Here is a 24857-nt window from a genome sequence, read left to right on the forward strand (position 1 = left end):
CGCTCCCGTGCCCGCGCTGCGCGAACAGCCGCAGCGCACGATGATGGATATGGGCATGGACATGAGCCATATGGACATGGGCGGCATGCAGATGAACCACGGCCAGCATGCCCAGACGATGGCCCATGGCGGCAAGGCCATGGACCACGGCTCGATGCGGAAGATGTCAGATGCAGACAAGACGCACGACATGGCCGGTATGGTCCACTCGACCCATGCCATGGACGGGTCGAAGAAGAGAACCGACAAGCCAGGCAAACACCACGACATGCAGAAGATGGCCCACGGCACCGGGCCGAACGCCGGCAGCATGGGCACCGGCGCGATGATGGTACAGGCAGGGCCGGTCGTCGCCGAGCACGGGCCCGACATGCACGGCCCCGGCAATATCAATGTCGCCAACGTCCAGCGCGACCGGCTGGCCGAGCGTGGCACCGGCCTGGAAGACGTCGATCATCGCGTACTCACCTACAGCCAGCTGCGCAACCTGCGGCCCATGCAGGATCGCCGCGAGCCCTCCCGCACCATCGAAATCCACCTGACCGGCAACATGGACCGCTACATGTGGTCCTTCGACGGGGTGAAATACGCCGATTCGACGCCGATCGAATTCCCCTATGGCGAGCGCATCCGCCTGATTCTGGTCAACGACACCATGATGGAACACCCGATCCATCTACACGGCATGTTCATGGAGCTGGAAAACGGCCAGGGCGACCGGCTGCCATTCAAGCACACCCTGAGCGTGCTGCCGGCCTCGCGTGCCTCGCTGCTCGTCACCGCCGACGAGCCGGGCCGCTGGGCGTTCCATTGCCATCTGCTCTACCACATGGAAATGGGCATGTTTCGCGTTGTGCGCGTGAGCGACCAGGCGGGAGGCGTCGATGCATAAACAAGCACTCACGCTGCTGTGCTGCGCCCTGCTGTCGGGCGTGAATACGTCGGCCTGGGCCCAGGCTGATGGCGACGGCAAGGCCGCGCTGGACTCGGTGATTCCCGCGGGCCCGGCCGATCCCAACAGTGGCGCCCCAGCCGCATGGAGCAAACCGATCCATGACAAGCAGACCCATACCTTCGTGCTGCTCGACCGGCTCGAATACGGCGACGTCGAGGGCACGAACAACTATCTCTGGGATGCCCAGGCCTGGATCGGCGGTGATCTCAACAAGCTCTGGCTCAAGAGCGAAGGCGAAGGGCCCATGCGCGGCGGCTCGCCCGAAGACACCGAATTCCAGGCCCTCTACAGCCGCACGATCTCGCCGTTCTGGAACGCCCAGGCGGGCCTGCGTTATGACACCAACCCGAATCCGGACCGCGGCTTTGCCGTGCTCGGGCTCCAGGGCCTGGCCCCGTACTGGCTCGAAACCGACCTGGCCGTGTTCGTCAGTGAAGACGGGGACGCCAGCTTTCGCGGCGAGTTCGAATATGAACTGCTGCTCACCCAGAAGCTGATCCTGCAGCCACGGGTCGAGATCAATGCCGCCGCCCAGGATGTGGCGGCCTACGGCGTGGGCAGCGGCCTGAACAACACCGAGATGGGGCTGCGCCTGCGCTACGAGCTCATGCGCGAATTCGCCCCTTATATCGGTGTGCGCTGGGAGCAGAGCTACGGCGAAACGAAGGACATGGCCCGCGTCGAGGGCGAGCCCACCTCTTCGACCGCGCTCGTTTTGGGGGTGCGCGCCTGGTACTAGCGCCCACGGTCGAAGGCCCGGAAGCGGCGGTCCCTGGTCAGCCCCCCGAATCGGCGCCACCGCCGCAACAAACACTTGACTCTGTAGCCGACTACAGACTTAAGGTTTGAAGTCCCTACACAGGTGACGCCATGACCTATTCGATCGGACAACTGGCCAAGGCCACGGATACGGGCATCGAAACCATTCGCTACTACGAACGGCGAGGCTTGATGCCGGAGCCGCCGCGTGCGGCCAGCGGCTATCGACGCTATCCGGGCGATGCCGTGCAACGGCTGCGCTTCATCCGCCGCTCGAAGCGGCTGGGCTTCACGCTCGACGAGATCTCGGCCCTGCTGCAGCTGCAGGCCGGCGGCCAGCGGGCGGATATCAAGGCGATTGCCGAGGCCAAGCTCGAAGAGATCGAAACCCGTCTGGACGATCTGCAGCGCATGCGCGCCGCGCTCGAAGACATGACCCGACGCTGCTCCGGTCACGGGCCGGTCGAGGGCTGCCCCATCATCGAAACGTTGAACGACAATGAGTGATTGCTGCCACGCACAGGCCAACGGCGAGAATACGGTCAAGGATCCGGTCTGCGGCATGAGCGTCGTGCCCGGCGAAAAACCGAGCTACGAGCACGCCGGCCAGACCTATCATTTCTGCTGCGCGCGCTGTCGCGAGCGCTTTGCCGCCGATCCGGAATCGTTTCTGAACCCGGTGCAAGACGACACGCCCGCGCCGCCCGGCACCCGCTATATCTGCCCGATGTGCCCGGGCGTGGAAAGCGACCACCCGGACGATTGCCCCAAATGTGGCATGGCCCTTGAGCCCGCCCAACCGCCGAAACGCCAGACGCAGTACACCTGCCCCATGCATCCGGAAGTGGTCGAAGACAAACCCGGCGACTGCCCCAAGTGCGGCATGGCGCTGGAGCCGACCACCGTCACGCCGGATAGCGAAGACCCGGAACTCAAGGCCATGCTGCGCCGGTTCTGGATCAGCCTGCCGCTGGCCGGGGCGGTGTTCATACTGGCCATGGGCGACATGATCCCCGGCGTGGATCTGCACGGCTGGCTGGGCGCAGGCTTCGGCTGGCTGCAGTTCGCCCTGGCCACGCCGGTGGTGTTCTATTGCGGGGGCTTTGCCTTCAAGCGTGCCTGGCAGTCGGTGGTCAACGTCAGCCCCAATATGTGGACGCTGATCGCCCTGGGCGTGGGCGCGGCCTACGGGTTTTCGTTATTCGCGCTGCTACTGCCCGGCCTGCTGCCCGAGGCGTTCGCCCAGAACGGGCATACACCCCTGTATTTCGAAGCGGCGGCCGTGATCATCACCCTGATTCTGCTGGGCCAGGTCATGGAGGCCCGGGCACGCGGTGCCACCTCGCGCGCACTCTCCGCGCTGCTCGACCTCGCGCCGCCCAGCGCCCACCGCCTCGACGATAAGGGCAACGAAACCGATGTCGCCCTCGACGATCTGGCCAAGGGCGATCGGCTGCGGGTACGCCCGGGCGAAAAGGTGCCGGTGGACGGGGTGATCGTCGACGGGCGCTCCACCCTCGATGAATCCATGATCACCGGCGAGCCCGAGCCGCAGAACAAACAGTCCGGCGACACAGTCACCGGCGGCACGGTCAATCAGGCCGGCAGCTTCGTGATGCGGGCCGAATCGGTCGGCGACGATACGGTGCTCTCGCGCATCGTGGATATGGTGGCTGCGGCCCAGCGTTCACGCGCGCCGATTCAGGGCATGGCCGACAAGGTGGCCGGCGTGTTCGTGCCGGCCGTGGTGCTCGCCGCCGTCATCGCCTTCGCGGCGTGGGCGTTGTTCGGCCCGGCGCCGGCTCTCTCGCATGCGCTGGTCGCGGCCATTTCCGTGCTCATCATCGCCTGCCCCTGTGCGCTGGGTCTTGCCACACCCATGTCGGTAATGGTCGGCATCGGACGCGGCGCGCGTGAAGGCGTGCTCATACGCGATGCCGAAGCGCTCGAGCGCATGCAGGACGTGGACGTGCTGCTCATGGACAAGACCGGCACGCTCACCGAGGGCGCGCCGCGTGTGGTCGCCATCGAAACCGCGGACGGCTTCGACGAGGCCGACCTGTTGCGCCTGGCTGCGAGTCTGGAGCGCGCCAGCGAGCATCCGCTGGCGCGCGCGATCTGCGCGGCCGCCGACGAACGCGAACTGACGCTCGAGCAGGCCGGCGATTTTGAATCGATCACCGGCCGGGGCGTGACCGGGCGTATCGACGACCGTACAGTCCAGATCGGCAATGCCGCGTTGATGACGCACAACCACATCGACACCACCGCCCTGACCACCCAGGCCAACGAACGCCGTGGCGGCGGCGAAACGGTGATGTGGGTCGCCGTCGACGGCGCGCTGGCGGGCTTCGTGGCCGTGGCCGACCCGATCAAGGCGAATACCCGCGATGCGGTGGCGATCCTGCACGAGGCCGGCCTGCGGCTGGTGATGCTCACCGGCGACAGCGAAGCCACGGCGAAAGCGGTCGCCCACGAGCTGGGCATTGACGAAGTGCATGCCGGCGCCCTGCCCGAAGACAAGCACGCCCTGGTGGAACAACTCCAGCAACAGGGCTATCGCGTCGCCATGGCCGGCGACGGCGTGAACGATGCACCGGCGCTGGCCCAGGCCGATGTGGGTATCGCCATGGGCACCGGCACGGATATCGCCATGGAAAGCGCCCCGATCACGCTGGTGAAGGGCGATCTGCGCGGCATCGCCAAGGCGCAGCGACTGTCCGCCCAGAGCATGCGCAATATTCGTCAGAACCTGTTCTTTGCCTTTGCCTACAACGGCATCGGCGTACCCATCGCGGCGGGCGTGCTTTATCCGCTGCTGGGCACGCTGCTGTCGCCCATGCTCGCCGCGGCAGCGATGAGCCTGTCGTCGGTGTCGGTCATCACCAATGCGCTGCGCCTGCGCGGGGCCTCGCTCTGACCGATCTTTGTTGCGAGCGGCCCCGCCCGCGGCCCGTGCGTGACCGCAATTACGTGGTTGTCCCGATAGCCGCGCGGGGGACGTGCGGGCACAGTCTCCGGCCAGTGGATGCGTTTGACGGCGTGTCCGAATCGAACGACAGCACAAGGATTGCCCCATGCAGACCGAAGATTTCATTGCCCGCGTAGAAAAGGCCTCGGCCGTGAACGACCGTACCGTGGCCACCAACGTCACCTTTGCGACCATCGAGTCGCTGTGCCTGCACCTGCCGCAGGAAGAAATCCGCCAGCTCACCTCGCAGCTGCCCTCGGAGCTGTCCCAGTCCGCGCTCAAGGGCGGACAGCAGCAGACCGGTCAGGCCGAAGACACGGTGGCCCTCGACGACTTCTATAGCGAAGTCGCCACCCGCGCCAATATGGACGCCAACGACGTGCAGGGCCCGGTGCGTGCGGTGATCAATACGCTCAAACAGGCGGTGACCACCGGCGAATTCGTCGATGTGACCTTCGACCTGCCGGCCGAACTGAATACGCTGCTGGCCAGCTGATATACCCGCGCGGGCACGGCAGAGCCTGCCGGCCTAGCCGGCGTGCCCGCCTGCCCGCGCATTTTCGATCACGGCCAGCTTGCGCATGGCAATGGTGCCCACCAACGGCCCGAGCGCGAGCAGGGCGAAGGCATACGACCAGCCGAGCGCTTCATGCACGATCGGTATCAGCCAGATCGTGGGGATGGTCAGCACATAGCCGATCGCCTGCTGCAGCGTAAGCGCGGTGCCCACATAGCGTTGATCGCCCAGCTCGGTGATCGCGGTCGAGAACTGGGCCGAATCGGCCACCACCCAGAAGCCCCAGATCAGGCCCACGACGAGAATGAGCGGCCAGGCACTCGCCGGAATGAAGCCAATGGCCAGCGCACAGACGCCGGAAATGCTCATGGCCAGCACGGTGGCCTGCCCCCGGCCCCAGCGATCGCCCAGAATACCGCCCACCCAGCAGCCCGCGGCGCCGATGCCAATCACGGCGAAGGTGGCGAGCGCGCCCAGCGCCCGCGGCGCCTCGAAGGCATGGGCCTGGAGCACATCGCCTACAAACACGCCGAACCAGGCCCACATCGCATAGAGCTCCCACATGTGGCCAAAGTAGCCGATACAGGCCAGACGCACCGGCCGGTCCGCAAACACCTGCCAGGCCTTGCGCGGATCGAACACTGCCTGTGGAAAGTCGAACGGGCCATCGCGCCCCAGATAACGGGCGATCGCGCCGCCAGCGAGCGACATGATCGAACTCGCGGCAATCACCACGCGCCAGTCCAGCCCGCCGAGGCCGTTGACCAGATGCGGCGCGGCCGAGCCGAGGGTGAGCGCGCCCACCATGATGCCCAGCGCCGTGCCGCGCTTTCGCTTGAACCAGGTCGCCATCGCTTTCATCGCCGGCGGATAGACGCTGGCCAGGCCGAAGCCGGTGATGGCACGCAGCACCACCGCAAGAACGACGGGCGGCGTGAGCAACAACGCCGCATTGGACACGGCGGCCAGCGCCGCGCCATAGAACATCAGCCGGCGCGGGCTGACGCGATCGGCGATATTGAAAACGGCGCTGGCCAACGCCCCGGCCACGAAGCCGAGCTGTACCGCGATGGTCATCCAGGCTGCCGCGCCCGGCGATAGGGCCCAGCTGGCCCGCAGCTGCGGCACGACGGCAGTGGCAGAAAACCAGGCCGTCATGCCCAAAAGCAGCGCCGCCGCGAGAACCAGCAATGCCTGCCAGCGACCCGTGGGATCAGCCACGCCGGTGCTCGACGCGTTGACCGTCATCGTTCGGGCTCGACCGGCGCGCGACCACGCACACGCCACGAATATACCGGCTGGTCGATCAGCAAGGCTTATCCTCCAGTTCGCGGATCAAAGCGGTCTTGACGCCGCCGGGTATGGCATAGCACATGCCCGGCCGACGATAAAAGCCATACTTCGCACAAAGCCCCCGGCTGGTTTGCGGTACGCTTTGCAGGTGGCCAAATCGCACACGCGATGTTCGGCGGCAAAACACGCGACCCTACGCGTGCCAGGGGAGGGGCATTTTGAAAAACCTAAAAGAAGGTAGGATCGCAGACGAAGCACTGGCGCTCGACAGCCAGTCGCTGCGTGTTCTGCTCGCCCGGGTGTTTGCCGAGGTCAGCGAGGCCGTCATCGTCAGCGACGTCGACCGGCAGGTGGTGATGACCAACGAAGCTGCCAACCGGCTCTTTCGTTATACCGCAGATGAATTCGCCGGCCTTTCCACGGCGGAGTTATACGAGCGGCGTGAAGATTTCGAGCAGCTCGGCGCGACGCGCTACAACGCCCAGGCCGACGACGCCCGTCATACTTATCTCATGCGCTATCGGCGTCGCGACGGCAGCGTATTCGAAGGTGAGACCACCGCCGGTGCGATCCGCCACGGCGACCGCGGCACGCCACTGTTTTTGGGGATTATTCGCGACGTATCGTCGCATATCGCCACGAACAAGGTGCTGCACTCGCTCAACCAGATCACGTCCGATCCGACCCGCGGGTTCGAGCAACGCCGGCGTGAGATTGTCGAGCTGGGCGTCCAGCATTTCGCCATGGCCTACGGGGTGGTCGCAAAAATCGACGGCCAGCGCTACGAAGTCAAAGAGGCCGAATCGCCGGACGGCAGCATCGCCGTCGGCGCTATCTATGAACTGCCCGATACGTACTGCTATCACGTGCTTTCGAAGCGGGGTCCGTTCGGCGTTCATCACGCCGGCGAGAGCAAACTCAACGCCCATCCCTGCTATGCGAAATTCCGGCTCGAGTCGTATCTGGGCGCCCCGATCACCGTGGACGGCCGTGTTTATGGTGTGTTGAGTTTCTCCAGCTCTCTGCCGTCGTCCCCCTTCACTCAGCAAGACTACGATCTGATCGCCATGTTCGCCCAGTGGCTGGGTCATGAAATCGCGCGCGAACAGGATCTCGCCGCACTTCGCCATGCGCACGAACGACTTCAAACGCTTGCCACGCAGGACGAGTTGACCGGCTTGGCCAACCGGCGGCTGCTCTCCGAGCAGCTCGATCATGAACTCAATCGCGGCCAGCGCTATACGCGCAACCTGAGCGTGGCCCTGATCGATTTCGATCACTTTAAGCAGCTCAACGACCGCTACGGCCACGCCGCCGGCGATGCCGCGCTCAAACTGTTCGCCGATATCGCGCGCCAGACGCTGCGCAACAGCGACACGATCGGCCGCTGGGGTGGGGAGGAATTTCTGGCGCTGCTACCCGAAACAACGCTGCCCGCGGCCGCCAACACGCTCGAGCGCCTCGTGGCTCGCGTACGCGATACCCCGCTCGAAATCGAAGGCGAGCAAATCACCCTCACCGTCTCCGCCGGGGTGACCTGCGCCCAGAACGACGAGACGCCGGCTCAGGTGCTCAAGCGCGCCGACGATGCGCTCTACAGCGCCAAGGACGACGGCCGCGACCGCGTGAACTGCGGCTAGCCGACAGCCAAACATCCGTTCAAGTTGGCGGCGCAACCGCCGATCAAACGTCGTACTACCAATTTATTAGCGCAGACCCGGCTGTGCCGGTCTGTCTATTGTCGCTGCGCGCGACGAACGGGCCATGAGCATGATCGACAGCGTGACGGAGCTTGAGGCGCTTGCCACGGGCATCGCCATTATCGATGGCGACAACGTCATTACGTATGCCAATACCACGTTCGCCCGGCGGCTGAATATTGAGGTGCTGCCGCGCCGGCTCACGGATATCACCCTGCCTGAAGCCCGTTCCCGCGATCTGCTCGAATGGCAGCTGCGCGATATCGGCGAATCGGCGCTCACCATCGAGATCGCGCCCGGCCGGACGCTGACGTTCTATATCGGCGCACGCCGCGACGACCAACGCATGGTTATCGTAGCCAGCGGCTGGCCCCGTCGCGAAGAGTCCACGCTCGATCTCGCCGCACAGCTCGATCCATTGACCGGCTTCGGCAACCGGCTGATGTATGCCGAACGCCTGCGTGAGCTCGAAGCCACCGGCGCGCGCTGCGCGGCCGTGCTCGTCATCGACCTCGACCACTTCAAGCAGGTCAACGACACGCTCGGGCACGGCGCCGGCGACGAACTGCTGGTGCTGGTCGCCCAGCGTATTCGCGCCTCGACCCGCGGCAACGATACGCTCATCCGGCTCGGCGGCGACGAATTCGTGATCCTCATACCGGAAGAGAAACGGCGCGAAGGCCTCGAAGCGCTGGCGGCCCGACTGGTCAACCTGCTCGGGCGCCCGTTTCTGGTCAACGGCCACCAGATCAATATCGGTGCGAGCATCGGCATTGCCACGCTCGTGGGCGACAGCGAACAGCTTCAGGACCTGTTGCGCCATGCCGATCTCGCCCTCTACGAGGCCAAGCATCAGGGGCGCGCCGGCCATTACGTGTTCCAGTCCCAGCTGGAACAACGCGCCTTCGACCGGCGCGCCTTTGAAGTCGATCTGCGGCGCGCGCTCGGCCTGCGCCAATTCACCCTGCACTATCAGCCACAGACCTCGATCCGCGACGAACGCGTGATCGGCTTCGAAGCGCTGATTCGCTGGGAGCACCCCACGCGCGGGCGCGTATCGCCGCTGAACTTCATCCCGCTGGCCGAAGAGATCGGTGAAATCGCATCCATCGGCCGCTGGGTGATTCGCAAGGCCTGTGAACAGGCCATGACCTGGCGCGACGAACGCCTGATCGTGGCGGTCAACGTCTCCCCGGCCCAGTTCGTCGACGACACCATCATCGACGTCGTTCGCGATGCGCTCGCCCACAGCGGCCTCGCGCCGGCGCGTCTCGAGCTGGAGATTACCGAAGGCCTGTTCCTCGATGAATCGGAAGCGATCATGCGTCGGCTCTGGGCCATTCAGGAACTGGGCGTGGCCATCGCGATCGACGATTTCGGCACCGGCTATGCATCGCTGGGCTATCTCAACAGCTTCCCGTTCTCCAAGATCAAGATCGACAAATCCTTCATCCAGGCCGAACCGTCGCCGCGGGCGAGCGCCCTGGTCAGCGGCATTCTGGCGATGGGCTCGAACCTCGGCATGGCCACCACCGCTGAAGGCATCGAAACCGCCGAGCAATATCACCAGCTCGAGCAAGAGGGCTGCAGCAGCGCCCAGGGCTACTACATCGCCCGTCCCATGCCGGCCGATCAGATCGCCGATTTTCTCGACCAGTTTGCCCCGCCTACGGCCCAGGCAGGCTAGCCCCCAGGATTCACGATGACCGATACGCTGTACCGCCTCGTCTATATGAGCCGCAACGATATAACCGACGAGATCGAACTGCAGATCGGCGGTATTCTGGAAATCTCGCGCGAAAACAACCGCCGAGCAGAGATCACCGGCGCGCTCATGTTCAATGCGGGCTGTTTCGCCCAAGTGCTCGAAGGCCCGCACCATGCGATCCAGGCCACGTTCGAACGTATTCAGTGCGATGAACGCCACTCCAACGTGACCGTGCTGCTGTTCGAGCCTCTGGATGCCCGCGTTTTCTCCAACTGGGCAATGGCCTACGTCGGCACACAGGCCGCCGCCGAGCAACGTTTCGGGCATCTGGGCCACGATTCCGGCTTCGAATTCGACACGCTCGACGGCAACGAAATATTTAACGTGCTGCGCGCAAACCTCCACGACGCCGAACCTGCGTAGACAAACGCAAGACGCATCGACCGATGTACAGGCCGGTCCTACGGGCGACGGTCGCCAATGTTTTCGCCGGTTACGAACCGCTTCGTTAGACGCGTAAAAACGACGATTCCGCCGATGCAGGCATGCCTATTCATGCCTTGGCCGCAGGCCGTACACGACCGGGATACGGGCAACAAACGCCGCCTTCAGACCGCAAAGACACCACCGATCCATGCACGCTCCGGGGCGTATGCGGCATCATCTGGCATCCACGTATCAGCGAATATCCGGCGCGCCGACACGGCGACGCGCCGATCGAAAGGACGCTCTTCATGCTGCAAAGCGCGAAAGGCCGTTACGGCTGTGTCACCGCTCCCCATCTGTCGGCCGCGCTGGCCGGACGTGACGTACTGGCAGCCGGCGGTAGTGCCATTGAAGCCATGGTGGCGAGTGCGGCGACCATCGCCGTGGTGTATCCGCATATGAATTCGATCGGCGGCGACGGTTTCTGGCTGATCAAGAAACCCGGCCAGAAGCCGGTCGGCATATCGGCCTGCGGGCGTGCCGCCGCTATGGCCACGCCGGACTGGTATGCCGACCACGGCGATCACGACAAGATCCCGGCCCGCGGCGCCCGGGCGGCGCTGACCGCCCCGGCAACGATCGCCGGCTGGCAGGCCGCCTTGAACCAGCTCGAGCGCGAACCGATGGCGCTGGACACCTTGCTGGCACCGGCGATCGCCCATGCCCGCGACGGCTTCGTGGCCACCGGCAACCAGGCCGCCTGTACCGCGGCCAAGGCAAACGAGCTGCGCGACGTGCCCGGCTTCGCGGATATCTTCCTGCCCGGCGGGCGCGCGCCGCGCGAAGGCGAGATCTTTTCCCAGCCCGCCCTGGCCAATACGCTGGAAACGCTGGCCCGCGAAGGATTGGACAGCTATTACACCGGCTCGCTGGCGGCCACGCATGCCGCCTATCTCGAGGCCATGGGTTCGCCGCTGCGTGCATCCGACCTGGCCCAGTGTGCGGCCGACGTGGTCGCCCCGCTGTCCACGCCGCTTTCCGTGGGCACCATCTACAACATGCCGCCGCCGACCCAGGGCGTGTCGTCGCTGATGATTCTGGCCCTGTTCGACCGCCTGAAAGTGGCCGAGGCCGAGGGCTTCGACCATCTGCACGGGCTGATCGAGGCGACCAAACAGGCGTTTCTGATCCGCAACGCGGAGCTGGGCGACCCGGACCACATGACCCGGCCGGCCGAATCCTGGCTGGAGGCGGCGCATCTGGACGAACTGCACGGCGCCATCGACCCGCGCAAGGCGCTGGACTGGCCCTACGAAGCCAAGGCCGGCGATACCATCTGGATGGGGGCGACCGACGCCGACGGCACCATGGTCAGCTTCATTCAGAGCGTGTTCTGGGAGTTCGGCTCAGGCCTTACCTGCCCGGATACGGGGGTGACGTTCCAGAACCGGGGCGCGGGCTTTTCGCTGGCCCCGGGCGCGAACCAGCTCGCCCCCGGCAAGCGCCCCTTCCATACCCTGAATCCGACCATGGCCGAACTCAACGACGGCCGGGTGATGGCCTACGGCACCATGGGCGGCGAAGGCCAACCCCAGACCCAGGCCGCGGTCTTCTCGCGCTATGCGATGTACGGCCAGGGCCTGCAACGAGCGGTGACCGCGCCGCGCTGGCTGCTGGGCAAGACCTGGGGCGATGCCACCACCAGCCTTAAGCTGGAAGATCGTTTCGAGCCGGCGCTGGTCGACGAACTCATCGCCACCGGACATCAGGTGGAGATGATCGATGCCTTTTCCGACCTGGCCGGACATGCCGGCGCCGTCGTGCGCCACCCCGAGGGCTACTGCGAAGGCGCGAGCGACCCGCGCGCCGACGGCGGTGCGGTCACGCTCTAGGCAAGCTTTGCACAAGCTGTCAGAGCTTCCCTAGCTTGGTTCAGGCCAGGAGCATGCCAGAATAGCGGGCTTTCGCAGGCAGATCGCAACAGGCATGGCACGGCGCCCTATTCTGGTATTCGACTCCGGCATCGGCGGGCTGACCGTGCTGCGCGAAATCCGCCAGGTTCTGCCAGATCGCCACTTCGTCTACGTGGCCGACGATGCCGGTTTTCCCTACGGCGACTGGGAGGAAGACCGGCTGCGCGAGCGCCTGATCGCACTGATGGGCCGCCTGTTGATCGACCACGCGCCGGAAATCGTCGTGATTGCCTGCAATACGGCGGCCACGCTCGCCCTCGCGGATCTGCGCCACGCCTACCCGGCCGCCTGTTTCGTGGGCACGGTACCGGCAATCAAGCCGGCCGCCGAGCGCAGCCGCTCGGGGCTTGTATCGGTACTGGCCACGCCCGCGACCGTGCGCCGCGACTACACCCGCCAGTTGATCGCGACGTTCGCGGCCCATTGCGAAATCAACCTCGTGGGCAGCCGCCAGCTCGCCCGGCTGGCCGAGGCCCATGTTCAGGGCGATACCGACGACCACGCAGCGATCCACGCTGAAATCGACCCCTGCTTTGTCGAAAAGGCCGGTCAGCGCACCGATATCGTGGTACTCGCCTGCACCCACTACCCCTTCTTGACCGATGTGTTCGAACAGCTGGCCCCCTGGCCCGTGCAGTGGCTGGATCCGGCGCCGGCGATCGCCCGGCATGTCGTCACCGTGGCCGGGGCCGCTCTCAGCCCGGCCGAGCTTGGCGCCGGCACCGGCGAGGCAACAGACCCGGTTGCCGTGTTTACATCCCGGCGACCCGGCCCGGCCCAGTGCCGGCTGATGGCGCAATTCGGTTTGCGGGTCGCGGTGCCGGGCTGACTGCCCCGAAAAAACCGTGTGTCGCCGTTTAATTGCGCGATAACGGCATGCTGCAGTGCGGTCTGCGCCGGCGATCGGTCGTCGCGTATGGCGATTTAACGTCGCCAATTCACTCGATGACGATTATTAGCGCCGAAACCGGCGTTAAACGGTTGTCTGTGCGGCCTGAGCGTAAGCCTCTGGTTTCACGATATTAATCGTAAAATGATCCGTTTCAAACGACACATCCCTGATCGATAAAGACGTTTCCGGCCGCCGGGTACGATTCGTCGCCCCGAAAGGGTGGAAAAGCAGCGCCATATCTGAAACGAAGCGCCTGTGCTACAACAAACCCAACAGAATAAGCAGTCGAAGCGCGCCGCAGAGCGCACACGATTGCAACGGCGATGCCGTGAGAGGAGATGCGATGAAACCGATCGTGAGGAAGGTGCTGCAAAGCTCTCTGGCGCGGTCCCTGACCACGCCGCTGTCGGTCGATCATTATCTGGGCTTGATCGACAGCAAGCTGTCCATCAACGAGCCGCGCGGGCGCATTGCCGACGTCCAGCGCCAGACGCCCGATAGCGTCACCCTCACCATCGCCCCCAACGACAACTGGATCACACCGCGGCCGGGCCAGCATATTCTCTTCGGGATCGATCTCGACGGGGTACGTCATCGCCGCTGTTTTTCGATTGCCAGCGCGGCCCGTGACGATCGGGTGGAAATCACGGTCAAGCGCAACGGCGACGGCGTGGTCAGCAATTTTCTGGTGGACCATGCCAAGGCCGGCCAGCTGGTCTATCTGAGCCACCCCGAAGGCGATTTCTACCCCAACGTCGAACCGCCGGCGAAGGCGCTGCTGCTGAGTGCGGGCAGCGGCATTACGCCGGTGATGAGTATTCTGCGCTCGTGGATCGATGACGATCGCCTGCCGGACGTGGTGTTCATGCACTACGCCAGCACCGACGAAGACATGATCTATACCGACGAGCTCGAAGCGCTGGCCAAGGAGCACGACGCACTGACGCTCATCATCCGCTATACCCAGGAGCACGGGCGTATCGATGGCGACACGCTCGACCGCGAGGTGCCCGAGCTTGGCGAACGCATGACCTGGCTGTGCGGGCCGTCGGGCTTCATGGACGCGGCCGAATCGCTGCTCGACGCACGCACTACAAAGCCGATCTTTCGCGAACAGTTCGAATCCAGTCGCCGCGAAGCCGCCCAGGGCGAAGGCGAGGTGCATTTCATCAAATCCGACGTGGCGGCCTCCGGCGACGAGGGCTCGCTGCTGGAAGTGGCCGAAAACGCCGGGCTGAACCCGCCCTACGGCTGTCGCATGGGCATCTGTCACAGCTGCAAGTGCCGCGTGAGCGAGGGCACGGTGCGCGATCTGCGCAGCAACGAAGTGCGCGAGATCCGCGATACCGACATCCAGATCTGTATCCATGCCGCGGCGGGCGACGTCGCGCTGGAAATCTAACAGGCGTTCTCGATGCAAGAACGTCGTTCTACCCAACCGAGGAGCAAATCATGGGCCGACCGACACATTTAAGCGACGCCGACGTCGAACAATTCGGCGCCGAACTCGACGCCCTGCGCGACGAGGTAATGAAAAGCCTCGGCAAGGACGACGCCCGCTATATCTATCGCGTGCTCAACACCCAGCGTTTTTCCGAAGTGGCCGGGCGCGCGCTGCTGTTTGCCGGCATCCTGCCGCCGGCCTGGCTGGCCGGCACCGCGCTGTTGTCGCTTTCCAAGATTCTGGAGAACATGGAAATCGGCCATAACGCCATGCATGGCCAATGGGACTGGATGCAGGACCCGGCCCTGGACTCGGCCACCTACGACTGGGACAACACCTGCCCCGGGCGCGAGTGGAAGCATTCGCACAACTACATGCACCACACCTATACCAATATCGTGGGCATGGATCGCGACGTGGGCTATTCGATCCTGCGCATGAGCGAAGACCAGAAATGGAACCCGGCCTTTCTGTTCCAGCCGTTCTATGTGCTCGCCCTCGCCGCATTCTTCCAGTGGGGCGTGGCTCTGCACGACCTGGAATGGGAGCGTGTGGGCAAGGACAAGAGCTATGCCGAGGCGCTATCGCAGGGCCGCGATATCTGGCGCAAGGTTCGCCGGCAGGTGCTCAAGGATTATGTGCTGTTCCCGGTGCTGGCCGGGCCGATGGCGCCGTTCGTGTTTTCCGGCAACCTGGTCGCCAACTTCAACCGCAACGTCTGGTCGTTTCTGATCATCTTCTGCGGGCATTTCACCGAAGAAGCCGAGATGTTTCGTATCGAGGAAACCGAAAACGAAACCCAGGGCGAGTGGTATCTGCGCCAGCTACTGGCCTCGTCGAACGTGAACGGCTCGGTGCCGTTTCATGTGCTCACCGGCCATCTGGGCTATCAGATCGAGCACCATCTGTTCCCGGACATGCCCTCGAACCGCTATCGCGAAATCGGGCCCAAGATCCAGGCGATCGCGGAGCGCTACAACCTCAACTACAACACCGGCCCGTTCTCGAAACAGCTTGGTGGCGTGGCGAAACGCATCCTGCGCATGGCGCTGCCCCATCGGCGCAAGCGCAAGGGCCCCATGCCCTCTAGCATTCACCACGAACGCCCGGCAGCGAAAACGCAGGCCCAGCGGCGCACGCGCACGAACGGCTCGGCGGCCACGGCGGCTGCCCATTGAGAGCGAGATACCTTACAGGGTCAGGCGATGCTTGACCCCGCAGGCTGACCGACAGCGCGCTACCCTTCGGTAGCGCGCTATCCATAGACCGCTAGAGCGCTCGTGCTCTAGGCGTTTCGATATTCAGCCGCAAGTGCTTCATCAACCGGCTTGGTGATCAGGCTCACGGCCACGAAGATCGCGATATTGCACAGCAGCCCGATAAGCCCCGCGTTCATGTCCCAGGGCGTGGTGTCGACCACGATCTGGTAGTAGTAGTTGATGCCGATGCCGACCACCATGCCGCTGATCGCGCCCACGGCGGTGCCGCGCTTCCAGATCAGTGCGCCGTAGACCGCAGGCACGAACTGCGCGATCGAGCCATAGGCGCCCACCAGCAGCGCGATGATCCCGGCCGCGCCGAAAATCGACAGCCAGTAGGCCGCCGCGCCGATGCCGACCACGGCCAGGCGCATGATCCAGATCTGGGCGCGCTCGGACAGATCCGGCTTGACCGCGCGACAGATGTCGCGCCCGAAGGACACCGAACCGCCGTGCGTGATCGCGTCCGACGACGACATGGCCGCGGCCAGCGAACCCGCACCGATCAGGCCATAGAGCCAGCCACTGGCGCCGAGCTCGTTGGTGATGAGATACGGCAACAGTTCGTCGGCGCTGCCGAGCACGTCGGGTGCGACCACGCCGATACCGGCATAGCCCACGAACAGCACCGGCACCAGAAAAATACCGAACAGCGGGAAGGCCAGCGTGGTGAGCTTGATGCGTTTTTCCGTGGTGGTATAGGACTTGGTGAACAGATGCGGCCACATCAGAAAGCCCAGGGCCGACACCACGATCACCGAGGCAAAGGCCATCGCCGACATGGGCGAGCCGTCACGCCCGATGGTCAGAAAATCCGGCTGCGCGGCGTTGATGGCCGAGAACATGTCGCTCGGCCCGTCGTGCAGTGTGTTCACCAGATAAAAGCCCACCGCCCAGGCGACGATGAGCATGAGCGCGCCCTGCAGCACATCGCTCCAGGCCGCGCCGCGCACGCCGGAACTGGCCACGTAGATGACCACGATCCCATAGGCCAGCAGCGCGCCGAACCAGTAAGGGATCACGCCTTCGGTGAGAATGCTGAAGATGAAGGCCATGCCCTTGATCTGCAGCGTCAGGTACTGGATGAAGGCCAGCACCGAGATCACGCCGATCAATACCGTGAGCGCGCGTGAGCAATAACGATCGCCCACGAACTCGCCCAGGGTGACGAAGTTCTTGCGCGCGCCAATCCGCCCGACCTTCGGCCCGAGCACGTACCAGGGCAGAATGCCCAGCGCCAGATAGGCCGGCACGAAATACGCAGCCGCCCCCTGCGAGAAGGCCATCCCCGGCCCGCCCAGAAAGGCAAAGGCACTGAAGACCGTACCGCCCATCATGAACCAGACCACGATGAAGCCCAGTCCCCGATCGGCCACCGCATATTCGGACACCGACCAGAACGAGCGCTTGCGACCGGCCAGCAGCCCCAGTGCGAATGCGATGACCAGATAGACCAGCATCGAGCCCAGCGCGAACATCCAGTTGCTCATGTCTCGCTCCCGCGGCCGTGTTCATAGACGTAGAAGCAAAGAATGGCCACGAACGCGGCCAGCTCGACCAGCACGATCCAGAACAGATTGAACGGCAGCCCGAACACCAGCGGCTCGACGCGATCCGCAAAGGTGAATACGGGTACGGTCATTAGCGTGACCGCCGCGATCAAGAACACGATATAGGCGCCGGTCGCACTGCGACGCCTGGGTTTGTTTTCCATGATGCTCCCTGCGATGAAAAGCCCGGCCGGCCCCAATGCATTTGGCCGGGCCGCGGCTGATTACGCCCCCTGGGCGAGCGTGTCCCGGGCCAGCTGCACGAACAGCGCAATGCCCGGCGCCATGATGCGGTCGTTGAAATCGTAGGCCGGGTGATGCAGCCCGTGCGTGTGCGCGTCGTCGCCCGAACCGACATGGATATAGGCCCCCGGGCAGACATCCAGCATGTAGGAGAAATCCTCGCCGCCCATGCACGGCGGATAGTTCGGTGCGAGGGCGGCTTCGCCGAACGTCGAGGCGATCGCCGCGCGGGCCTTGGCGGTCGGGCCGGCGTGGTTGTAGGTCACGCTGAACTTGTCCTCGATGGACAACTCGATGGTCGCGCCATAGTTCGCTTCCAGCCCCGCACAAATCGCACGCAGGCGTTCGCGGAGTTTCTCGCGGGTGTCGTTGTCCAGCGCGCGCAGCGTGCCGGACAGCCGCGCGGTATCCGGAATCACCGCGAAACCGGCCAGATCACCGGCCTGAATCGAACACAGGCTGAGCACCGCCGGCGCCAGCGGGTCGATATCCCGGCCGACGATGGCATGGGCCTGCGTGATCAGATCGCCAGCGATCCGTACCGGGTCGATACAGCCATGCGGATTGAGCCCGCCGTGGCCACCGCGGCCGTGAATCGTGATGTCCACACGATCGCCGCCTGCCATGATCGGGCCTTCGATCAGCCCGAACTGGCCGATCGGCAACGCCGGCCAGTTGTGCAGCGCATACACCGTATCCATCGGGTAGCGCTCGAACAGCCCGTCGGCGATCATCGCGCTGGCCCCGCCCACGCCTTCTTCGGCCGGTTGAAAGATGAAGTAGACCGTGCCGGCGAAATCGCGATGGGCCGCGAAGTGCTCCACTGCACCCAGCAACATCGTGGTATGCCCATCGTGGCCGCAGGCATGCATGCGCCCATCCACTTTGGAAGCATGGGCCACACCGCTGGTTTCATGAATCGGCAGCGCGTCCATATCGGCCCGCAGGCCGACCCGCACCGCGCCGCCCGACTGGTCGCCCTGCACCCACGCCACGATCCCGGTCACGCCGATACCGTGCTCATATTGCACGCCCAGCTCGTCCAGCCAGGCACAGACCCGCTCGGCCGTGGCCTGCTCTTCGAATCCCAGCTCCGGGTTTTCGTGCAAGGCATGCCGAAAGGCGAGCCAGTGCGCGGGCGCTTCATCCAACATCAGATCTCCAATCATATCCTCAGCGACAGAAATTCAGGGCATAAGAAATAGGGCTTATACATGCACTATGCATTCTTCTGCCCGTGCCTATCTGTCTACCGTTCATGCCGCGGCAACTTCAGCCAGTCTGCGGGTTCGTTGCGGCACGAACAAGCGATAGCCGAGAGGCCAATCAATGCGTTGAATCGAAATACGGTAATCGCCAAGACTGTTCCTTTCGCGAAACCTTTGCGCTGCAATGTCTGGCCGGTTAATTGCGCTATAACCGGCCGAAAAATGCGCTTTCTCTATTGAATAAGAAAACTATCGCGAGTGTTAAATCCGCCTACTGACTATCGGGTTTCAATTCGCGTCGCTGTATCTCTGAAAGCGTCGCGCTCTTATAAGAAGACGCTTCGAGGAGTAAAAGCGCCATGGCGGAAAGTCATATATCGACGACGCGAGGTTACGCGTTCTCACGACTGTTTCTATTGGCTTTTTTCGGCGCTTGTGCAGCATCGACCGCATTCTCGACCCAGGCGGCCATCGTCGATTTATCCGTAAGCGCGCTGCTGGACCGGCATACCGCCCAAATTACGGCACTGACGGATACAACCGACGGCCTGCGTATTGATGTCGATCTTCTCACCACCGACTTCACCAATACGAACACGCGCGTCGAAGCACTCGAAAACGAACAGGCCGAGGATGCACTACGCCTGGATACGGTGACCCAGCGTACCGGCCAGGCCGAACAGGACATCCGCACTCTGGACGAACGCGTCGCGAACACGCAGGAAGCGATCAATGGCATAGATAGCGATATCGCTGATATAGGTACTGCGCTTGGCGCCGTCGATGACCGTCTCGACCGCCTTGATGAGGACTCAGCGGTACAAGACGCGCGCCTGGCCAATCTGGAACAGCAGACCGGCCAAACCGAACAACGACTGGACACCACCGACAGCCGGGTAACCGAACTCGAACGCGACGGCGCGCAAGCCACCCGCGACATCCAGACCGTGAACGACAGCGTCGCCGCGGTTGATGAGCGCGTCGACGCACTCGCCGAAAAGGCGGTCGTGAGCGACGCACGCCTGAACGACGTCGAAAGCCGCCTCGCTGTCCAGGATTCACAGGGCCAGGCGCAGGACGCCCGACTCGATAATCTCGAAAGCGAAAGCGCCGACATCGGCGCAAGACTCGACACCCACGATGAAGCGTCGACGGTACACAACAGCCGCCTCGACCAACTCGAAGCCGGCTCCAGCGATACCACGACCCGCCTCTCCGAGCTCGAACAGGCGGAGGCGAAAACGACCGCCGAACTGGCTGTTGTGGGCCAGAACATGGACACGCTCGCAACCCGCGCCGATGCAACCGACCGTGCGTTGAGCGAGCTGGATACGCGGCTTGCGTCGAGTGAAGACGGGCTTGCGGCCACCCAGAGCCAGGTGGACGCACTACAAGGCCGCACCCAAGACAGCGAAGCCGATATCGCCGACCTCGGCGAGCGGCTTAGCGCGTCCGACACACGCCACACGCAAACCGAACAAACGCTGGGCGAGATTGGCACGCGTGTCGATAGCAGCGAACAAACCATTGCCGAACATGCGGACCGGCTTGGGCAACTCGAGCAGACCGCCGAGCAGACAGTCGCTCGCCAGGACGTCACCGATCGCGTGCAGGCAGCGCTCGACACGCGTATCGATCAGGCGGACCGCGATATCGCTACGACGAACGCGCGCCTCGATACCGTCGACCACAATCTCACCCAGGCACGGGCCGAAACCGACCGCCAACTGGGCGAACACACGCAACAGCTGGACGCACTGGATACGAAGACCCGTGCGATCGATAAGGACCTCGCCACGCAGGCCGAGGCGATCGACCATCTCGACGAGCAGGCCGGCCAGACCACGCAAGCCGTGCAGTCACTCGACGCACGCACGGACGCCGTCGAAAAGTCCGTGGTCGATGTACAAACACGGGCGGACGCCACCGACGCGCAGCTGGCACAGACAACGCGCCAACTGTCGGATACGACACAGCGACTGGACGACACGCAGGCGCTTGCCGTCGAGCACGACCAACGCCTGCAGGCCGTCGAACGCGCCGGCAGCGACACCGCCGCTGCCCTGGAAAGCACGAATCGTACGCTGGAGACCATCGGCCAGCGTACCGCCGGTACGGAAAGCGACGTATCGGAACTGGCCACACGGGTCGACCAAACCGATCTCGGGCTTTCGGAGTTGACCCGGCGCGCGGATGCGGCCGACCAGGACATCGCCGACGTACGCCACCGCGCCGACCAAACCGATACCCAACTGACGCGCACGAACGAGGCACTGGCCGACGCCAATCGGCGCATTGACGACGCCGAAGATCGCGCCGAACAACAGGCCCAGCGAGTCGGCGCCGTGGAGCGCGCCGGTGCCGAGACCGCCACCCGGCTGGATTCACAGGACAACGCCCTGAAAGGCCTGAACGAGCACGCAGCCCAGACCGACCGCGCGATCGCTGATGTGACGGCCCGTGTCGATACGACAGCCCGAGACGTCGACGACATCCGTACCCAGACCGAGGCCACCGATCGTTCGGTGAACGCGCTCAAATCGCGTACCGATGTAACCGAACAGGCAATCGCGCATACCCGCCAGCAGGCCGACATGACGGATGCGCGACTCGACGTCACGCAGTCCAACGTCGATACCATCGCTCAGCGCACTGATAGCGCAGAACGCGGTATTGCCGATCTCACCCAGCGCAGTGACAGAACCGATCAGGCCGTCACTCAGATCGGCGAGCAGGTGGACGCAGCAACGCGCCAGATCGACGCTGTCCGACAGCAGGGCGACTCCCGCGACGCCGCGATCGGCGACTTGAACGGGCGTACCGCTCGAACCGAAAACGCCCTTGCCGACGTCCAACGCGAGCTCGATACGGGCAAGGCCGTCGCGGCCGCCCAGGGCGAGCGGCTCGACGCCATCGAACGCAGCGCGGCCGACACCACCACCGCGCTTGCCGACACCGATCGTCGCCTGGAGGACGTCGAAGCTCGTAGCGATCGCACCGAGCGCGATCTCGACGCGCTGCGCCGGGACAGCGACACCGTGCGCGCTGGCGTCGCCACTATGGACGCACGCATCAAAGAAAACGACGCGGCCGTGGCACGCACGGAGCAGGGTCTGGCCGAGACGACAACCCGCGTGGCGGCCACCGAATCCCGTCTGGGCGAAAACGCCGAACGCCTCGACACCGTCGAACGCACCGCCCATGCCACCGCCGGGCGACTGGACGACACCGATCGCCGTCTCACCGCGGTCGGTCAACGCATGGACGGCGCCGACAAGGCGCTGGCCGACGTCCAGACCCGGGCCGATACCACCGACGCCGCAGTCGGCGATCTTGACCGGCGCATGACCGCAGGCGAAGCCGCGATTGCGGATGCGAACAGCCGCTCGCGGCAAGCCCAATCCGATGCCGCCGACAACGCACAGCGCCTCGACGGCAGCGACAGGGCCATCGCGCGCCTGAGCGAACAGCATGCCGCTACCGAGCGGAATGTGGGCACACTCAATGCACGGGCCGAACAGACGGCGAACGCGATCGCACAGGCCCAGAACCAACTGGCAACCGTCGAGCAGACCACCGCCGGGCACGACAGCCGCCTGCAAGACATGGAACGTGCACAGACCGAAAACCATGCACAACGCCTGGCCAGCGATCGCGCCCTCTCCGATCTGGGCGGGCGCGTCGGCCGTCAGGACAGCCGTATCGACAGCGCCGAAAAGGCTCTGTCGACCACTGCCGGCCAGCTCGCGGCCACCCAGGCTGCAGCGGCCGAGCAATCGCAGCGTGTCAGCCAGATCGAACAGTCTCTCGACGGCCATGAATCCCGCTATCAGGACATGAGCCGCAACTTCGGCCGCCTGAGCGGCGACATGGCTGAAGCCACCCGCACCATGGCCACCATGGGCGATCGCCTGGGCTCTACCGAGAGCGGTCTGGTACAGATCAACGACTACGCGCTGAACATGAATACGCGCGTGGATGCGCTGGCCCGCGGCATGCAGGCCATCAACATGAACTCGCGCGACCACCTCAACAGCGGCGGCGGCCAGAACGCCACGGCGAGCGGCCAGAGTTCGCTCGCCGCCGGCCACAACTCGACCGCCAGCGGCACGGAGAGCACCGCGGTCGGCAATGCCGCCCACGCCAGCCATGAAGGCACAACCGCCATGGGCTCGGGCGCGACGGCGGCCGCCCGCAACAGCACCGCCACCGGCCAGAACGCGCGTGCCACCGGCACGGCGAGCACGGCGAGCGGCGCCGGCAGCGTCGCAGCCGGCGAATACAGTATCGCCGTCGGCTATGCAGCCCAGGCCATGGGCACGCAAAGCGTCGTGTTTGGCGAGCGCGCCTCGGCGCTCAAGGACGGCGGTGTGGCCATCGGCGCTGCCTCCGAGGCCCAGGGTACGGAATCGATCGCCATCGGCCGCGGCGCGGTGGCGCGTTCATCGGTCGCAATCGGCGGCGGCTCCGCCGCCAGTGGTCTCAATACAACGGCCGTCGGCGACTATGCCCAGGCCAGCGGCGACCTGAGCGCCGCCCACGGCGCCCGGGCGCAGGCCAGTGGCCACCACAGCACGGCGATTGGCGCCGACAGCGTCGCCCAGGGCCAGAACAGCGTGGCCATCGGCGCCGGCTCCCAGGCCACGGCCGATAACACCGTGGCGGTAGGCCGCGCCGGCGCCGAGCGACGCGTCACCCACGTCGCCGCCGGCGTCGAACGCACCGATGCCGTCAACGTGGGGCAGTTCGTCGAGCGGGGCGTGGCGGTGGACAACCGCATCAGCAACCTGGACCTGCGCGTCGACAACCTCGCGCGCGACATGGATCAGCTGCGTCGTGACTCTTTCGCCGGCATCGCCGCGAGCGCAGCCAGCAGCCCGCTCATGCCCCCGGAATACGGCCGCTCGACGTTCAACATGGGCGCGGCGTCCTATGGCGGCGAATCCGCCGTCGGCGTCTCTGCTTCCCGGCTGTTCGATAGCGGCGTCATGCTCAGCGGCGGCACCAGCACCGGCCTGGGCGCCGGCCGCACCCTTACCCGGGTCGGGGTGGGCATGACGTGGTGAAACGAGGCCGCGGGGCTCGCGCGCGAACCCTGCGACACCGAGTGAAACCTTGCTTTTCCCGCACAATGATAGATGCGACCCGACGCGTCTCAGCTATCGTGATAGGCAAAGCTCGCCGTTTATGTGTAGCCACGCGCACGCGCGAACAGCCTGCCCACCGGCACAGGTTGCCTAGCCACATCGGCATGGACCAGCAGTCCGCGCTCCATGTGGTTACGCCTTTCGGCCTTGGCCGGCCGCGCGAACGCGTTCGGGCAGATGCTCGGTTTCGAGCGTCGTGCCTGTCGGGTCACGTTCTGCGGAGCCGATGGCTGCCAGCTCGTCGATGAAACCCAGGACATACATCACGCTGGCGTAGTGCGCCATGGAAACACCGGGTTCGCCTGCCTCGATCTTGCTCAGCGTCGTACGGCTCATGTGCGCACGCTCCGCCATCAGAGCCACCGGGATCCGCCGGCGTCGGCGCGCCTTGTTGAGATTGCAGCCCTACTCTCGCAATCCGCGCTGTACGGGAATTTGTGTCCGGGCCGCTGCACGCTTTTTTGCTACCGCTTACGCTTGCGATTGTACGCTTAAACGAACTTAACGTTCACGACTATAAGCATCATGGATTTTCCCCGACCGGCGCCATCGTCTCGCTCGTATCTAGCTAGCTAACGCCCGCTGCCTGCTCGTCGCGATCAGCAGGCAGCACAGTGGAAGGCCAGTGCGCCGATCGCGGTATGGGATCTAATGCGCCCGAAAAGTTCGGAGTTCTGCGTACTGAGGTGCCCCTGATCCTTACCGCCATACACCACAGTTAGCGATATCTCCACTTTATGAATGCATATCCTTCCAACTAGATAAAGCAACCGTATCGCAGCGGAAACCCCGCATATAAGAGCCTGCGGTTA

The 24857-nt window shown here is 64.6% G+C and carries 17 protein-coding genes and 1 pseudogene; 13 read left to right on the forward strand and 5 right to left on the reverse strand.

Features of this window, described 5'->3' with window-relative positions; translation table 11 throughout:
* From CMN27_RS11760 to CMN27_RS11780, 5 genes are all read left to right on the forward strand, one after another.
* Window positions 1-892 (forward strand): multicopper oxidase domain-containing protein (locus CMN27_RS11760; RefSeq protein ID WP_293626656.1); only part of this gene is annotated, 892 nt, incomplete at its 5' end.
* Complete coding sequence (locus CMN27_RS11765) at window positions 885-1694, forward strand: copper resistance protein B (protein ID WP_293626658.1); 810 nt, start codon at window positions 885-887, stop codon at window positions 1692-1694. The genes CMN27_RS11760 and CMN27_RS11765, both read left to right, overlap by 8 nt.
* Before the next feature lie 131 nt (window positions 1695-1825).
* Entirely contained in the window at window positions 1826-2221 is a 396-nt protein-coding gene (locus CMN27_RS11770; protein WP_293626660.1) for a MerR family DNA-binding protein, read from the forward strand.
* A complete protein-coding gene (locus CMN27_RS11775; RefSeq protein ID WP_293626662.1) occupies window positions 2214-4634 on the forward strand; it encodes a heavy metal translocating P-type ATPase in 2421 nt (806 codons plus the stop codon). The genes CMN27_RS11770 and CMN27_RS11775 overlap by 8 nt, the downstream gene beginning before the upstream one ends.
* 157 nt (window positions 4635-4791) lie before the next feature.
* A complete protein-coding gene (locus CMN27_RS11780; RefSeq protein ID WP_293626664.1) occupies window positions 4792-5181 on the forward strand; it encodes a DUF2267 domain-containing protein in 390 nt (129 codons plus the stop codon).
* Between the two features lie 33 nt (window positions 5182-5214).
* On the opposite strand, the gene CMN27_RS11785 is transcribed toward CMN27_RS11780, so the two are convergent.
* Window positions 5215-6450, reverse strand: a complete 1236-nt coding sequence (locus tag CMN27_RS11785) for an MFS transporter (protein ID WP_293626665.1) — start codon at window positions 6448-6450, stop codon at window positions 5215-5217.
* Between the two features lie 263 nt (window positions 6451-6713).
* Between CMN27_RS11785 and CMN27_RS11790 the strand changes: the two genes are divergently transcribed.
* The 7 genes from CMN27_RS11790 (at window position 6714) to CMN27_RS11820 (ending at window position 15816) form a co-directional block, all read left to right on the forward strand.
* Window positions 6714-8135, forward strand: a complete 1422-nt coding sequence (locus CMN27_RS11790) for a sensor domain-containing diguanylate cyclase (protein ID WP_293626667.1) — start codon at window positions 6714-6716, stop codon at window positions 8133-8135.
* 124 nt (window positions 8136-8259) lie between these two features.
* On the forward strand, window positions 8260-9882 hold the full coding sequence (locus CMN27_RS11795; RefSeq protein WP_293626669.1) for an EAL domain-containing protein: 1623 nt from the start codon (window positions 8260-8262) through the stop codon (window positions 9880-9882).
* A gap of 15 nt (window positions 9883-9897) precedes the next feature.
* Window positions 9898-10326: a BLUF domain-containing protein gene (locus CMN27_RS11800; protein ID WP_293626671.1), complete on the forward strand. Its 429-nt coding sequence runs from the start codon at window positions 9898-9900 to the stop codon at window positions 10324-10326.
* Window positions 10327-10637: 311 nt separating this feature from the next.
* Complete coding sequence (locus CMN27_RS11805; RefSeq protein WP_293626672.1) at window positions 10638-12221, forward strand: gamma-glutamyltransferase family protein; 1584 nt, start codon at window positions 10638-10640, stop codon at window positions 12219-12221.
* A 94-nt stretch (window positions 12222-12315) separates the two neighbouring features.
* The gene (murI, locus tag CMN27_RS11810) at window positions 12316-13131 is read left to right on the forward strand and encodes a glutamate racemase (protein ID WP_293626674.1); all 816 of its coding nucleotides are present in this window, start codon (window positions 12316-12318) and stop codon (window positions 13129-13131) included.
* 406 nt (window positions 13132-13537) lie between these two features.
* The gene (locus tag CMN27_RS11815) at window positions 13538-14596 is read left to right on the forward strand and encodes a ferredoxin reductase (protein ID WP_293626676.1); all 1059 of its coding nucleotides are present in this window, start codon (window positions 13538-13540) and stop codon (window positions 14594-14596) included.
* Between the two features lie 50 nt (window positions 14597-14646).
* A complete protein-coding gene (locus tag CMN27_RS11820) occupies window positions 14647-15816 on the forward strand; it encodes an acyl-CoA desaturase (RefSeq protein ID WP_293626678.1) in 1170 nt (389 codons plus the stop codon).
* Between the two features lie 107 nt (window positions 15817-15923).
* Here the strand turns inward: CMN27_RS11820 and CMN27_RS11825 are convergent, their stop codons facing one another.
* From CMN27_RS11825 to CMN27_RS11835, 3 genes are read right to left on the reverse strand one after another with little or no spacing between them, the layout of a single operon-like run.
* Window positions 15924-17387 (reverse strand): sodium:solute symporter family protein, encoded by a 1464-nt coding sequence (locus CMN27_RS11825; RefSeq protein WP_293626680.1) that lies wholly within the window; start codon window positions 17385-17387, stop codon window positions 15924-15926.
* A complete protein-coding gene (locus tag CMN27_RS11830) occupies window positions 17384-17611 on the reverse strand; it encodes a hypothetical protein (RefSeq protein ID WP_293626681.1) in 228 nt (75 codons plus the stop codon). Before CMN27_RS11830 ends, CMN27_RS11825 begins: the two co-directional genes overlap by 4 nt.
* Before the next feature lie 60 nt (window positions 17612-17671).
* Window positions 17672-18841, reverse strand: a complete 1170-nt coding sequence (locus CMN27_RS11835) for an amidohydrolase (protein ID WP_293626683.1) — start codon at window positions 18839-18841, stop codon at window positions 17672-17674.
* 416 nt (window positions 18842-19257) lie between these two features.
* Between CMN27_RS11835 and CMN27_RS11840 the strand changes: the two genes are divergently transcribed.
* Window positions 19258-23964: a tropomyosin gene (locus CMN27_RS11840; RefSeq protein WP_293626684.1), complete on the forward strand. Its 4707-nt coding sequence runs from the start codon at window positions 19258-19260 to the stop codon at window positions 23962-23964.
* A 213-nt stretch (window positions 23965-24177) separates the two neighbouring features.
* Here CMN27_RS11840 and CMN27_RS11845 read toward each other — a convergent pair.
* A pseudogene (locus CMN27_RS11845) lies at window positions 24178-24429 on the reverse strand (hypothetical protein); the annotation flags it as partial.
* Window positions 24430-24857: the final 428 nt, after the last annotated feature.

Origin of the sequence: Salinisphaera sp. (assembly GCF_002729955.1) — a bacterium.
Lineage (GTDB): Bacteria > Pseudomonadota > Gammaproteobacteria > Nevskiales > Salinisphaeraceae > Salinisphaera.